The following is a 14,626-nucleotide window of genomic DNA, read 5'->3' as shown; positions in this document are numbered from 1 at the left end:
GCCGGGGCACGGCCGTGGGCCACGAGGCCCGCTCACGCGGCGCGGGGGCTCCGAAGCCGTGCCGCCCGCCCCACCTGCACGGGCGGGACGGGCGGCACGGGCACTACGGACGGTACGGGCGGCACGCGTCGGGCGGAGGGGCCCGTCAGGGGCGTTCGACCTTGGCGCCGAGTTCGGCGAGCTTCTCCATGAAGTTCTCGTAGCCACGGTTGATCAGATCGATCCCGTGCACCCGCGACGTCCCCTGCGCGGCCAGCGCCGCGATGAGGTACGAGAATCCGCCCCGCAGGTCCGGGATCACCAGATCCGCGCCCTGGAGCTTCGTCGGCCCCGACACCACGGCGGAGTGCAGGAAGTTCCGCTGCCCGAACCGGCACGCGGACCCGCCGAGGCACTCGCGGTAGAGCTGGATGTGCGCGCCCATCTGGTTGAGCGCCGAGGTGAAGCCAAGGCGCGACTCGTACACCGTCTCGTGCACGATCGACAGCCCCGTCGCCTGCGTGAGCGCGACGACCAGCGGCTGCTGCCAGTCGGTCTGGAAGCCGGGGTGGACGTCGGTCTCCAGCGCGATGGACTTCAGCGGGCCGCCCGGGTGCCAGAAGCGGATGCCCTCGTCGAGGATCTCGAACGCGCCGCCGACCCGGCGGAACGTGTTGAGGAAGGTCATCATCGACTTCTGCTGCGCGCCGTGGACGAACACGTTGCCCTCGGTCGCCAGCGCCGCGCTCGCCCAGGAGGCCGCCTCCAGGCGGTCGGGCAGTGCGCGGTGGGTGTAGCCGCCGAGCTTGTCGACGCCGGTGATGCGGATCGTGCGGTCCGTGTCCATCGAGATGATCGCGCCCATCTTCTGGAGGACGCAGATGAGATCTTCGATCTCGGGCTCGACGGCGGCGTTGGAGAGCTCGGTCACACCCTCGGCCAGCACGGCCGTGAGCAGCACCTGTTCGGTCGAGCCGACGGACGGGTACGGCAGCCGGATCTTGGTGCCGCGCAGCCGCTGCGGGGCCTCCAGATACTGGCCGTCGGCGCGCTTCTCGATCGTCGCGCCGAACTGCCGCAGCACGTCGAAGTGGAAGTCGACGGGCCGCCCGCCGATGTCGCAGCCGCCAAGACCCGGGATGAAGGCGTGGCCGAGGCGGTGCAGCAGGGGGCCGCAGAAGAGGATCGGGATGCGTGATGAGCCCGCGTGCGCGTCGATGTCGGCGACGTTCGCGCTCTCGACGTGCGAGGGGTCGAGCACCAGCTCACCGGGCTCGTCCCCGGCGAGTACGGTCACACCGTGAAGCTGGAGCAGGCCACGTACGACGCGCACGTCGCGGATGTCGGGCACATTGCGCAGCCTGCTGGGGCTGCTGCCGAGGAGGGCGGCGACCATGGCCTTCGGCACGAGGTTTTTCGCGCCACGGACACGGATCTCGCCCTCCAGCGGGGTTCCGCCGTGGACAAGCAGGACGTCGTCGGTCATGGATCTCCGCGTTCCTGAAGACGGGTTGGGACAAAAGGTAATCGTAAGGGGACGTGGGTCCGTTTACGTAAGGCCGGAATCCTCGTGAGCGCGTCACGGATACGCAATATCGCCCACGGTTCCCGCGCGTGCGCGTGCTGTCACCGGGTCAGGGGTGCCGTCGAGTTGCCGGGGGGCGGATGCCGAGTGGCCGGGCGGGTACGGCGGCCGGGCGGATATGGCGGTTGGGTCCCCGCGGGGGCCGCGGGTGGGGGATCATTGGCGCATGACCGAGGTGTCCTCGCTCACCGGGCGGCTGCTCGTGGCCACGCCGGTGCTGGCCGACCCGAACTTCGACCGCGCGGTAGTGCTCCTCCTCGATCACGACGAGGAGGGGTCGCTGGGAGTGGTCCTCAACCGTCCGACGCCCGTGGGTGTCGGTGACATCCTCGAACCCTGGGCCGCGCTCGCCGGTGAGCCCGGCGTCGTCTTCCAGGGCGGGCCCGTGTCCCTGGACGCGGCGCTCGGGGTGGCCGTCGTGCCCGCCGGGCACGGTGATGCCGACCGGGTGGAGGCGGCGGGGAGAGCCGGCGCCGGCCCACGTCGCGACGCCGAATCCGGCGCCGACCCCGACTCCGGCCCTGATTTCGACCCCGATTTCGCCCCTGACGGGGACGGGGACGGGGACGCGGACGGCGCGCTCGGCGGGGAGGCCGTCTCCGGGAGCGGCGACGGGCCGCTCGGCTGGCGCCGGGTGCACGGCGCCATCGGCCTCGTCGATCTGGAGGCGCCGCCCGAACTGCTCGCGGCCGAGCTGGGTTCGCTGCGCATCTTCGCCGGTTACGCGGGCTGGGGTCCAGGGCAGTTGGAGAACGAGCTGTCCGAGGGCGCGTGGTACGTCGTCGAGTCGGAGCCCGGAGATGTCTCCTCGCCCTCGCCCGAGGGCCTGTGGCGTTCCGTGCTGAGGCGTCAGCGCAGCGAACTGGCCATGGTGGCCACGTATCCGGACGATCCGTCTCTGAATTAGGCTTGGTATGCATGAGCACTCTTGAGCCCGAGCGCGGGGCGGGCACCGGCACACTGGTCGAGCCGACCCCGCAGACGTCACACGGCGACGGCGACCACGAGCGGTTCGCCCACTATGTCCAGAAGGACAAGATCATGGCGAGCGCGATGGACGGGACCCCCGTCGTCGCGCTCTGCGGCAAGGTCTGGGTACCGGGGCGCGATCCCAAGAAGTACCCGGTCTGTCCCATGTGCAAGGAGATCTACGAGACCATGGGCGCAGGCGGGGACAAGAACGGCAAGGACGGTAAGGGCGGCAAGGGCGACGGCAAGAAGTAGCCCGTCCGCTGCTCCCTCCCCCCTCAGTTCCCGCATCCGCACCCCGCGGCTCCGCGTAAGGCTCCTCGGCGCGCCCCGCCCCTCCCGTTCGACGGGAGCGGGCGGGGCGCGCTGTCGTGTGTGCGGGCCCGGACCGTCGCACCCCCGGTCAAGGTCCCGCCGGTCACGTCGTGGGCGCGAATTGGTCGAGACCTATTGCCGCGCGACGTGGGGGCTCGTAGCCTCCTGCAAAGTTGTGCGTAGCGAAACTTGCGTTGCGTATGGTGCAACGCCCAAGTCTTGGGGGTCTCGCCGTGAGAATGGCCGCACGATTCGCACGATTCGCCGTGTCCGCAGTGGCACTCGGCATGGCAGGGGTGGCGGCGACGGGGTGTGCCCCGTCGACGTCGGGGGACGGGTCGGGGAAGGACGAGAAGAGCGGGACCTTACGCGTCTGGCTCTTCCGCGAGGTCGGCAACAAGCCCAAGGAGCGGGTGGTCGACGCGGTCGTCAAGGACTTCGAGAAGCAGCACGAGGGCGTCGAGGTCGACGTCCAGTACATCCCCATTGACAGCCGCGCCGAGAAGATCAAGGGCGCGCTGAACGACCCCGAGTCCGCGCCCGACCTCATCGAGTACGGCAACACCGACACCGCCGGATACGTCGCGGACGGCGGACTCGCCGACGTCACGGGCGAGATCGGGAAGTGGAAGGCGGCCGGGGACATGGACCCGGCGGCCAAGGAGTCCGTCACCGTGGACGGCAAGGTCTACGGCGCGCCTCTCTTCGTCGGCGTCCGCGCCCTCTACTACCGCACCGACGTCTTCGACGACCTCGGCCTCAAGGCGCCCAAGACCCTCGACGAGGTCGTGAGCACCGCCAAGAAGATCCGCGCCGAGCGCCCCTCGCTGTACGGGCTGGCCGTCGGCGGCGCCTACACCTACGGCGCGATGCCCTTCATCTGGGCCAACGGCGGCGAACTGGCCACAGAGAAGGGCGACGGCGCCTACAGCGCCGCCATCGACAGCGCGGACGCCAAGAAGGGCATCAAGGCGTACACCGGCCTCTTCGGCGCCGACAACTGCCCGGCGGGCAAGTGCGCGCAGATGGGCGGCAACGAGAGCGTCGAGGCGTTCACGGCGGGCAAGGCCGGGATGGTCATCGGCGGCGACTTCAACCGTCAGGCCATGGAAGACGGGAAGGTGAAGGGCGACTACGCCGTCGTCCCGCTCCCCGGCACCGACGAGGGCGAGATCGCGCCCGCGTTCGCCGGAGGCAACAACGTCGGCGTGCTCAGGAGCAGCGACCACCGCAGCCTCGCCGTGGACCTGATGAAGGAACTGGCGGGCAAGGAGACCCAGCGGCGGCTCTTCGACGCGATGGGCTTCCTGCCGACGTTCACCGACACGCGCGCCCAGGCGGCCGAGGACGAGCCCTTCGTGAAGCCGTTCGTGCGCACTCTCGACGCCGGGGCCAAGTTCGTGCCCGTGTCGCCCGCCTGGGGCGAGATCGACGCCGGGCTCGTGCTGCCCACGATGTTCCAGGAGGTCGCCAGCGGCCGTAAGTCCGTGGACGAGGCGGCGGAGGGCGCCGCGAAGAAGATGGACGAGGCGTTCGCGAAGTGAGCGGTTCCGAGGTGATCGGCGCGGCCCTTCCCCGGAAGGGCGCGGGGGCCGGCCCTGCCGGGTCGGGCGCGTCCGGTGGGGCGCGCCCGGGGCCGGGGCCACGGCGCACGCCAGGCCGTTCCGACGGCGCACGCGCGCGCCCGTCCGCCGCTGCCGCCGCGCGCGGCGGACGGTGGACCCCCTGGCTCTACCTCGCCCCGGCCCTCGTGGTGCTGGGCGGGCTGCTGGTCTATCCCGTTTACCAGCTCGGCCTGATCTCGTTCCTGGAATACACCCAGGCGCAGGTCAGCGGCGGAAAGCCGACGTCCTTCCAGGGATTCGGGAATTACGCGGAGCTGTTCGGCGACCCGCAGTTCTGGGACGTGCTGCTGGCGACCGTCCTGTTCGCCGCCGCGTGCGTTCTGGGCACCCTCGCGGTGGGCTGCTCGCTCGCCGTCCTGCTCACGCGGATACGGGCCGTGCCGAGGCTCACGCTGATGCTCGCGGCGCTCGGCGCGTGGGCCACTCCGGCCATCACCGGATCGACGGTGTGGGTGTTTCTCTTCGACCCCGACTTCGGCCCCGTCAACCGGGTGCTGGGCCTGGGGGACTTCTCCTGGACGTACGGCCGGATGAGCGCCTTCGCGCTGGTGCTCTTCGAAGTGGTCTGGTGCTCCTTTCCGCTGGTCATGGTGACCATGTACGCGGGAATCAAGGCCATTCCGGAAGAGGTTCTGGAGGCCGCCGCACTGGACGGGGCGAGCGTCTGGCGCACCTGGCGCAGCATCATGGCGCCGATGCTGCGGCCCCTTCTCGTGGTAGTGACCATCCAGTCGGTCATCTGGGACTTCAAGGTGTTCACGCAGATCTATGTGATGACGGGCGGCGGAGGCGTCGCGAAACAGAATCTGGTGCTCAACGTGTACGCGTACCAGAAGGCGTTCGCCTCCTCCCAGTACAGCCTCGGTTCGGCGATCGGAGTGGTGATGCTGCTGATTCTGCTGGCCGTCACGCTCGTCCATCTCCGGCTGCTGCGGGGCAAGGGGGAGGAGCTGTGAGCGCTACGGAGCGGCTGCCTGCGGCCGTCGGCAGAACGAGGGGAAGAACCGGCCGTCGGTGGGTCCGCAAGCCCTGGCGGCTGGCGGCCGAGGGCGCCGCATTCCTCGTCGCGCTCGTCGTCGCCTTTCCGCTCTACTGGATGGTGCTCTCCGCCTTCAAGCCCGCGGGAGAGATCCAGTCCGACCGCCCCGTGCCCTGGACCCTGAATCCGTCGCTCGACGCCTTCCGCAGGGTCTTCGAGCAGCAGGACTTCGGCCGCTACTTCCTCAACAGCCTTCTCGTGGCCGGAACGGTGGTGCTCGCCTCCGCGCTGATCGCGTTCCTCGCGGCGACCGCGGTGACCCGTTTCCGCTTCCGGTTCCGTACGACGCTGCTCATCATGTTCCTGGCCGCGCAGATGGTGCCCGTCGAGGCGCTGACGATCCCGATGTTCTTCCTGATGCGGGACTTCGGCGCGCTCAATTCACTGGTCTCGCTGATCCTTCCGCACCTCGCCTTCTCGCTGCCGTTCGCGGTGTGGATGCTGCGCGGCTTCGTGAAGGCGGTCCCGGAATCCCTGGAGGAGCAGGCGTTCATCGACGGGGCCAGCAGGACCCGCTTCCTGTGGCAGATCCTCTTTCCGCTGGTCTTTCCCGGACTGGTCGCGACGAGCGTGTTCTCCTTCATCTCCACCTGGAACGACTTCCTCTTCGCCAAGTCCTTCATCATCTCCGCGACCGAGAACTCCACCCTCCCCATGGCCCTGCTGGTCTTCTTCGACACGGAGACCCCCGACTGGGGCGGCGTGATGGCCGGTTCCACGGTGATGACCCTCCCCGTCCTGGTCTTCTTCGTGCTGGTCCACAGAAGGCTGGTCTCGGGGCTCGGCGGCGCGGTCAAGGACTGACCTCCCCGTCGAGTCCCCGTACCACCCCACACCACCCCGAGAGACGAAGGTGATCGCATGCCGGAGACAGCCGAACCCGCACTGCTCCCGGCCCCCCGCAGCGCCCGCTACACGGGCGGCACATACCCGTACGAGGGCCGCCCCGGCGAGGTGCGCACCCGTACCGACAGCGCCCTGGGCCCCGAGGCGTACCGGCTCACCGTCGACGGCGACGGCGTCACCGTGACCGGCGGCGACGAGGCCGGGCTCTTCTGGGCGCGGCAGACCCTCAAACAGCTCCTCGGGCCCGACGAGTTCCGCCGCACCTCGGCGCCGACGGGCGAGGGTGCCGGAGCGGCCCCCGCGCGCCCGCTGCCCCACTGCGTCATCGAGGACGCGCCCCGCTTCCACTGGCGCGGCCTCATGCTGGACGTGGCCCGGCACTTCATGCCCAAGGCGGGCGTGCTGCGCTACCTGGACCTGCTCGCCGCGCACAAACTCAACGTGCTGCACCTCCACCTGACCGACGACCAGGGCTGGCGCCCCGAGATCAAGCGCTACCCGAAGCTGACGGAGACGGCGTCCTGGCGGGCCAGGACGAAGGTCGGCCACCGGGCCTCCGACATCTGGGACGAGCGCCCGCACGGCGGCTTCTACACGCAGGAGGACCTGCGCGAGATCGTCGCGTACGCGGCCGAACGCCACATCACCGTCGTCCCCGAGATCGACATCCCAGGCCACTCCCAGGCGGCCATCTCCGCCTACCCCGAGCTGGGCAACACCGACGTGGTGGACACCACCTCGTTCGAGGTGTGGTCCGAATGGGGCGTCAGCCCGAACGTGCTGGCCCCCAGCGACACCGTCCTGCGCTTCTACGAGGGCGTGCTGGAGGAACTGCTGGAGATCTTCCCGTCCCGCTATGTGCACCTGGGTGGCGACGAGTGCCCCAAGAGCCAGTGGCGGGAGTCCGACGCCGCGCGGAAGCGCGTCGCGGACCTCGGCCTGCCCGACGAGGAGGCCCTCCAGTCCTGGTTCACCGGGCACTTCGCCGGCTGGCTCGCCGAGCGCGGGCGGCGCCTCATCGGCTGGGACGAGATCCTGGAGGGCGGCGCCCTGGCCGACGGCACGGCGGTCTCCTCCTGGCGCGGCTACCGCGGCGGGATCGCCGCAGCGCGCGCTGGACACGACGTGGTCATGTGCCCCGAGCAGCAGGTCTACTTCGACCACCGCCAGGACGGCGGCGCCGACGAGCCGGTGCCGATCGGCTTCGTACGGACCCTGCGCGACGTCTACCACTTTGAACCCGTGCCGCCCGAGCTGGCGGGCACGGCCGAGGAGCGGCACGTGCTCGGCACGCAGGCGAACATGTGGACCGAGTGCACCGAGAACCAGCAGCGCGTCGACTACCAGGTCTTCCCGCGCCTCGCCGCGCTGGCCGAGGTCGCCTGGTCGCCGCTCCCCGCGCCCGCCGAGCGGGACTTCGCGGACTTCGAGCGGCGCATGACCGGGGGCCACTACGCGCGGCTCGACGCGCTGGGCGTCGACTACCGCCCGCCGTCGGGGCCCAGGCCCTGGCAGCGGCGCCCCGGCATCCTCGGACGTCCGATCGAGGGGCCGCCCCCGATCGTGTGAGCCCCGCCGAAGGGGCGGCCCCCTCCGGGCCGCCCCTGGGAACGTGGGGAGCATGTGCCCGAATTGCGTACAAGATTCCCCCAGTCCGCGCGCGCCGGGCGCCCGGCGCACGCCTCCCGTCGCGCGACCGCGGCGCCGGTCAGCTCGGCGCGCGGGCCCTGAAGCGCGGCGGCGGGCGGGAGTTCGGGCCGACGGGGCGGCAGGACCGGTCCGGCCGACGCGCCGCCCGCCGCGCCGCGCGAGACCGACGACCGTGACGAGACGGGCGAGCTGGACAGTAGGGACGACACGGGCGAGCGCGACCTCAGCGACGGATCCACCCTTCCCGGACCCTCGCGTCAGCGGGCCCGTGAGATGTGCCAGAGTTGCCACGTCCGGGCTGTGAGCACGTACCGTACGGGCACGGCAGCCGGGGCGATCGGGGAAGGGGCAGCGGGATTGAGCACGCACGCACAGCATGCGCCGCAGGAAACACGGGCCGTGCCGTCCGTCATGCTGCCGGCCACGCTCGACGAGGCCGTGGCGGCGCTCGAAGCCGTGCCCGCGGCGGTGCCTGTCGCGGGCGGCACCGACCTGATGACAGGCGTGAACTCCGGTCAGCTCCGCCCGGCGGCGCTCGTCGGCCTCGGCCGGATCAGCGAGATCCGCGGCTGGCAGTACCTCGACGGACACGCCCTGCTCGGCGCGGGCCTGACCCTCGCACGCATGGGCCGTCCCGACTTCGCCGCGCTCATCCCGGCGCTCGCGGCCAGCGCCCGCGCCGCGGGCCCACCCCAGATCCGCAACGCGGGCACGCTCGGCGGCAACATCGTCAGCGCGGCCCCTACGGGTGACACGCTGCCCGTGCTCGCCGCGCTGGAGGCCACGCTCGTCATCGCGGGGGCCGAGGGCGCCAGGCGCGAGATTCCGGTCAGCCATCTGCTGGCGGGCGTCGAGATGCTGAGCCCGGGCGAGATCGTCGGTTTTGTGCGGGTGCCGCTGCTGCACGCGCCGCAGACCTTCCTGAAGTCCACGGGGCGCACCGGCCCGGCGCGCGCGCTCGCCTCGGTCGCCGTGGTGCTGGACCCGGCGCGGCGCGGGGTGCGCTGCGCGGTCGGCGCCGTCGCGCCGATGCCGCTGCGCCCGCTGGAGGCCGAGCGCTGGATCGCCTCCCTGATCGACTGGGACGGGCAGCGCGGCCTGGCACGGGAGGCGCTGCACGCCTTCGGCGACTACGTCGCCATGGCCTGCATCCCGGACCCCGCGCCCGCCGAGGAGGGCGGGGAGGCTCCCGCACTTCCGCCCGCGGCGCTGCACTTGCGGCGTACGGTGGCCACATTGGCCCGCCGAGGACTCGGGAGGGCACTCTCATGAGCAACGGTCACGGCAACGGCAACGGCCACGACGCCGGGTACGGAGACGCCGGGTACGGAAACGGCCACGGTCACGACAACGGCCAGGGCTACGACACGAACGGCCGCGGATACGACACCAACGGCCAGGGTTACGACACCGGTGGCCGGGGCGAAGACGGCGGGCACGGCTACGGGAACGGGCACGGTTACGGGCAGGGCCAGCACCAGGGCCAGGGCGGTGCCGGGACGTACGCGCCGACGCCGATGGTGAGCTGGGGCACCGACTACGACGCCGAGGCCACCGGCTTCGTCCAGCTCCCCGCGAACGGCTTCCCCGGCGACCCGACGGCCGGTCCGTACGCCGACCCGCTCGCCGCGCCCGGCACAGGACAGGGCGGCTACACCCCGCCCCCGATAGACCCCTCGCCGCACCCGGGCCCGGGCTCCGCCGATCCGGGTGCCGCCGACCTGGGCCCGTCCGGCATGGGCGCGGGCGGCATGGGCGGCGCGGACTACGGCGGCCCGGCGGGCCACGTCGAGTACGCGAACGGCCCCGGCCCCGGTGCGCCCGGCGGTCAGGGCGCCGAGGGCTACGCGGGCGCGCAGTACGCGGGTCCGGGCGCCGAGGCGGGCTCCGGCTCCGGCTCCGGCGGGTCGCCGTTGACGTTCGGGGCGACGACGGACCCGGCGGCGACGGGACACTGGTCGCTGCCGTACCAGCCCTCGCAGCCGTACCAGCAGCAGGCGCAGCAGGCGCAAGAACCGTCGCAGTACCAGCACGAGCAGCAGCAGGCGCAGCCGCAGCCGCACTACGGGCAGCAGCCGCACCACGAGCAGCCGGGACACCCGCAGCAGCCTCAGCAGTCCCAGCAGCCTCGGGCGGAGGCGCACGGGGCAGCGGGTGCGGGCTCCGTGGCCGCGGCCATGGGGCAGGGCGCTGCCGCCGCGCTCGCGGGTTCCCACGAGGCGCGCACACGCCGCCCGCTCGGCACGGGCGGCGGCACCCCGCCCGAGGGTGTCTCCACCGCTCCGCAGCAGCCGGGCGCCCCCGACCAGTCGCAGCTCGCGGAGGCGCACGCGCGCCGTCAGGTGCGGTACGAGGCGGGACCGGCCGGTGACGACGCCGCAGCCGGGGCCCCCGGGACCGCGCCGCAGCCCATGCCCCCGGCGCAGGACGCGGGTGCGGAGGCAGGTGCGGAGGCAGGTGCGGAGGCAGGTGCGGACGGCGCGGGCCAGGAGCAGGGGCCGCCTCCGGCCGAGGCGATGGCGCCTGACGCGGCGCCGGACCCGGGTTCCGCTTCCGCTTCGGGTTCCGCTTCGGACCCCCGACCGGGTTCCGGCCCCGGCTCGGGGCCTGGCACCGAGGTGGCGCCCGACCCGGGGCACGGCCCCGTCGCCGACCCGTACGCGGCCGTCGGAGCTCCGGGCGCCCCCAGCGGGCCCCCCGCTGGGCCCGGCATCCCCTGGACCCCCTCCGTACCGACCTCGTCGCCCGCTCCCGCCGTGCCCGAACACGCGGTCGGCGAGGCGTGGTCGAGCGACCCGACCCGCCCGGACGCGCACGGCTACCAGGGCGCCTCGGCCGTGCCCGGCGCCGCGCCCGTGAGCGGCGCGGACTGGGGCGGCGGCGTGCCAGCGCCCGCCCCTGCCCCTGTGCCCGGTGACGAGCAGCCGCCGCACCCGCAGCAGCCGCTTCCCCCGGCTGAACCCGGAACGGAGCCCGGCGCGCCCGCCGGAACGGAACCCGCGGCCCCCTTGGACACCGAGCGGCACGCCGAGCACCCCGTGACTCCCGTCGAGGAGGGGCCGGTGGACACGTCGTCGGCGGCCCCCGAGGGGGCCCCGGAGCCCGAGGAGTCCGCGCAGGACGCGTCGGACGCACCGGACACGGCGAACACGCCGCCCCAGGAGGCGCCCGTACCCGCGCAGGAGGCGCCCGTCGCGTCCACCGCGCCCGAACCGGAAGCGGCGGAGCAGGACGTAGCGGAACCGGAAGCGGCCGTCCCCGAGGCGGAGGCGCCCGCGCCGGAGGAGGACGAGCAGTCCCTCGTCCACGACGCCGTGCCCGCGCTCGACGACGAACACCCGCACACCTCCTACGTCCTCCACGTCAACGGCGTGGACAGGCCCGTCACCGACGCCTGGATCGGGGAGTCGCTCCTCTACGTGCTGCGCGAGCGCCTCGGCCTCGCGGGCGCCAAGGACGGCTGCTCGCAGGGCGAGTGCGGTGCCTGCTCCGTGCAGGTCGACGGGCGCCTCGTCGCCTCCTGCCTGGTGCCCGCCGCGACGTCGGCGGGCAGCGAGATCCGTACGGTCGAGGGCCTCGCCACGGACGGCGCGCCCTCCGACGTGCAGCGCGCGCTCGCCTGCTCGGGCGCCGTGCAGTGCGGCTTCTGCGTGCCGGGCCTCGCGATGACGGTGCACGACCTGCTGGAGGGCAACCACGCGCCCAGCGAGCTGGAGACCCGCCAGGCGATCAGCGGCAACCTCTGCCGCTGCTCCGGCTACCGCGGGGTGCTGGACGCCGTGCGGACGGTCGTGGACGAGCGCGAGGCGAAGGCGGCCAGGGAAGAGGCGGAGGCCCACGGTCAGGGCCAGGGCCACGGCCAGGGCCAGTACGCCGGGCACGGTCACGAGTACGAGCACGGCCCGTACCAGGGCCAGGGGGGCCAGGACGGCCACGGCGGTCCCGCGCCGCAGATCCCCCACCAGGCGGGCCCCGGCACGGGAGGCGCGCACTTCCCCGACGGAGGCGGAGCGTGACACGGCAGGACGCGGGCCGCGCCCGCACGGACGCCCCGGCGACCGGCACCTACGGCGACACGTACGGCGGCACGTACGTCGCCACGTACAGCGGAGCGCGCACCCGCACCCATGGCGGCACACACGGAAGGGCGGCGGCATGACGGACACGGCTGACGGCTTCGGCGCCGCGACGACGGCCACACCGGCCGGGGGCACCCCCACGGGGGGAACGCCAGCCGGAGGCACTCCGCTGCCCTCGGCCTCGCTCGGCGCGGCCCCCGAGGCGCACGGCCTCGGCGCCTCCGTCCCCTCCCTCGACGCCCCGGCCAAGACCGAGGGCACCTTCCCGTACGCGGCCGACCTGTGGGCCGAGGGCCTGCTGTGGGCGGCGATCCTGCGGGCGCCGCACCCGCACGCGCGGATCACCTCGCTCGACGCGTCGGCGGCGGAGTCGATGCCGGGCGTACGGGCCGTCGTCACCCATCTCGACGTCCCCGGGGACGCGAGCCACGGGCGCCGCGTCGCCGACCAGCCCGCGTTCGCGCGGGACATGGTGCGCTACTACGGAGAGCCGATCGCGGCCGTCGCCGCCGACCACCCCGACGCGGCGCGGCTCGCGGCGGCGGCCATCGCCGTCGAGTACGAGGTGCTGGAGGCCGTCACCGACCCGGAGAAGTCCTTCGAGTCGGAGCCCCTCCACCCCGACGGCAATCTCATCCGCCACATCCCGCTCCGCTACGGCGACCCGGACATCTCCGGGGAGATCGTGGTCGAGGGCCTGTACCGCATCGGCCGTCAGGACCCGGCGCCCATCGGCGCCGAGGCCGGGCTCGCGGTGCCGCGCCCCGACGGCGGCGTGGAGATCTACACCGCCTCGACCGACCCGCACACCGACCGGAACCTGGCCGCAGCCTGCTTCGGGCTGGCCCCCGAGCAGGTCAAGATCGTCGTGACCGGGGTGCCCGGCGCGATGGGCGACCGCGAGGACACCGGCATGCAGGTGCCGCTCGGGCTGCTCGCGATGAAGACCGGCTGCCCCGTGAAGATGGCGGCCACCCGCGAGGAGTCCTTCCTCGGCCACGCGCACCGGCACCCCACCCTGCTCCGCTACCGCCACCACGCGGACGCCGAGGGCAAGCTGTTGAAGGTCGAGGCGCAGATCCTGCTCGACGCGGGCGCCTACGCCGACACCTCGGCCGACGCGCTCGCCGCCGCCGTCTCCTTCGCCGCGGGACCCTACGTCGTCCCGCACGCGGTGATCGACGGCTGGGCCGTCCGCACGAACAACCCGCCCTCGGGCCATGTGCGCGGCGAGGGCGCGATGCAGGTGTGCGCGGCGTACGAGGGCCAGATGGACAAGCTGGCCGCGAAGCTGAACATGGAACCGGCCGAGCTGCGCATGCGCAACGCGATGGCCACAGGCGACCTCCTGCCCACGGGCCAGACGGTCACCTGCCCCGCGCCCGTCGCCGAACTGCTGCAAGCCGTACGCGACGAGCCGCTGCCCGCGCTGCCCAAGGACGGCCCCGAGCGCGACTGGCTGCTGCCCGGCGGCCCGGAGGGCGCGGGCGAGCCTTCGGCGGTGCGCCGGGGCGTCGGCTACGCGCTGGGCATGGTCCACATGCTGGGCGCCGAGGGCGCGGACGAGGTGTCCACGGCCACGGTCAAGGTCAGCGGCTCCGTGGCGACGGTCATGTGCGCCGCCGTCGAGACGGGGCAGGGCTTCTCGACACTGGCCCGTCAGATCGTCCAGGAGACGCTCGGCATCGACGAGGTGCACGTCGCCTCGGTGGACACCGACCAGCCCCCGGCGGGCGCGGCGGCGCGGGGCCGCCACACCTGGGTGTCGGGCGGTGCGGTGGAACGCGCGGCGAAGATGGTGCGCACGCAGCTCCTCCAGCCCCTGGCGGCGAAGTTCGGGATGTCGACGGAGCTGCTGTCGATCGCCGACGGCAAGATCACGTCGTACGACGGTGTCCTGTCCACCACCGTCGCCGAGGCCCTGGAGGGCAAGGAACTGTGGGCCACGGCCCAGTGCCGCCCCCACCCGACCGAGCCCCTGGACGAGACGGGCCAGGGCGACGCGTTCGTGGGCCTGGCCTTCGCTGCGGTACGGGCCGTCGTCGACGTCGACGTCGAGCTGGGCTCGGTGCGGGTCGTGGAGATGTGCGTGGCGCAGGACGTGGGCCGGGTGCTGAACCCGCGCCAGTTGCGGGCCCGCATCGAGGCGGGCGTCACCCAGGGGGTCGGCGCGGCGCTGACGGAGCACCTGCGCGTGGCGCGCGGCGTCGTGCGGCACCCCGACCTCACGGCGTACGCGCTGCCGACGGCACTGGACGCGCCGGACATCCGCATCGTCAGGCTGGTCGAGGAACGGGACGTGGTGGCGCCGTTCGGCGCGAAGGCCGCGTCCGCGGTACCGGTCGTCGTCTCCCCGGCCGCGGTCGCGTCCGCGGTCCGCTCGGCCACGGGCCGCCCCGTGAACCGCCTCCCGATCCGGCCCCAGGCGGCCGTGGTCCAGGGGTGACGGGGCACTTCGTGCCGGCGCTTGTCGTCGAGGACGGTGGCTGAAAACCTGCCACGTGGCCTGTTGTTGCGGTCCGGTGGAGACTGGCCGGGG

Annotated in this window: 11 protein-coding genes; 10 read left to right on the top strand and 1 reads right to left on the bottom strand. The window is 73.1% G+C overall.

All coding sequences use genetic code 11. From position 1 onward, the window contains the following. Positions 1–145: 145 nt before the first annotated feature. Positions 146–1,465 carry a UDP-N-acetylglucosamine 1-carboxyvinyltransferase gene (murA, locus tag ACYVOO_RS06855; protein ID WP_453351269.1) on the bottom strand — a complete coding sequence of 440 codons (1,320 nt, stop codon included), beginning with the start codon at positions 1,463–1,465 and terminating at the stop codon, positions 146–148. A gap of 265 nt (positions 1,466–1,730) precedes the next feature. Between murA and ACYVOO_RS06850 the strand changes: the two genes are divergently transcribed. The 10 genes from ACYVOO_RS06850 (at position 1,731) to ACYVOO_RS06805 (ending at position 14,533) form a co-directional block, all read left to right on the top strand. Continuing rightward, entirely contained in the window at positions 1,731–2,471 is a 741-nt protein-coding gene (locus tag ACYVOO_RS06850; protein ID WP_461014721.1) for a YqgE/AlgH family protein, read from the top strand. 11 nt (positions 2,472–2,482) lie between these two features. Beyond that, positions 2,483–2,788 carry a DUF3039 domain-containing protein gene (locus tag ACYVOO_RS06845; protein ID WP_453351271.1) on the top strand — a complete coding sequence of 102 codons (306 nt, stop codon included), beginning with the start codon at positions 2,483–2,485 and terminating at the stop codon, positions 2,786–2,788. Positions 2,789–3,087: 299 nt separating this feature from the next. Further along, positions 3,088–4,392: an extracellular solute-binding protein gene (locus ACYVOO_RS06840; protein WP_461014720.1), complete on the top strand. Its 1,305-nt coding sequence runs from the start codon at positions 3,088–3,090 to the stop codon at positions 4,390–4,392. Continuing rightward, positions 4,389–5,429, top strand: coding sequence for a carbohydrate ABC transporter permease (locus ACYVOO_RS06835; RefSeq protein WP_461014719.1), 1,041 nt, complete (start codon positions 4,389–4,391; stop codon positions 5,427–5,429). Before ACYVOO_RS06840 ends, ACYVOO_RS06835 begins: the two co-directional genes overlap by 4 nt. After that, entirely contained in the window at positions 5,426–6,316 is an 891-nt protein-coding gene (locus ACYVOO_RS06830; protein ID WP_461014718.1) for a carbohydrate ABC transporter permease, read from the top strand. Before ACYVOO_RS06835 ends, ACYVOO_RS06830 begins: the two co-directional genes overlap by 4 nt. A 57-nt stretch (positions 6,317–6,373) precedes the next feature. Beyond that, positions 6,374–7,927 (top strand): beta-N-acetylhexosaminidase, encoded by a 1,554-nt coding sequence (locus ACYVOO_RS06825; protein ID WP_461014717.1) that lies wholly within the window; start codon positions 6,374–6,376, stop codon positions 7,925–7,927. Between the two features lie 492 nt (positions 7,928–8,419). Beyond that, entirely contained in the window at positions 8,420–9,280 is an 861-nt protein-coding gene (locus tag ACYVOO_RS06820) for an FAD binding domain-containing protein (RefSeq protein ID WP_453348874.1), read from the top strand. Continuing rightward, positions 9,277–12,024 carry a (2Fe-2S)-binding protein gene (locus ACYVOO_RS06815; protein ID WP_461014716.1) on the top strand — a complete coding sequence of 916 codons (2,748 nt, stop codon included), beginning with the start codon at positions 9,277–9,279 and terminating at the stop codon, positions 12,022–12,024. Before ACYVOO_RS06820 ends, ACYVOO_RS06815 begins: the two co-directional genes overlap by 4 nt. Beyond that, positions 12,021–12,167 carry a hypothetical protein gene (locus tag ACYVOO_RS06810; RefSeq protein ID WP_461014715.1) on the top strand — a complete coding sequence of 49 codons (147 nt, stop codon included), beginning with the start codon at positions 12,021–12,023 and terminating at the stop codon, positions 12,165–12,167. Before ACYVOO_RS06815 ends, ACYVOO_RS06810 begins: the two co-directional genes overlap by 4 nt. Then, on the top strand, positions 12,164–14,533 hold the full coding sequence (locus ACYVOO_RS06805; protein ID WP_461014714.1) for a xanthine dehydrogenase family protein molybdopterin-binding subunit: 2,370 nt from the start codon (positions 12,164–12,166) through the stop codon (positions 14,531–14,533). The genes ACYVOO_RS06810 and ACYVOO_RS06805 overlap by 4 nt, the downstream gene beginning before the upstream one ends. The last annotated feature ends 93 nt before the right edge of the window (positions 14,534–14,626 follow it).

The organism is Streptomyces daliensis, from assembly GCF_054782395.1.
Note: the sequence above shows the minus strand (reverse complement) of the source record. Positions and strands in the feature narration are given on the sequence as shown.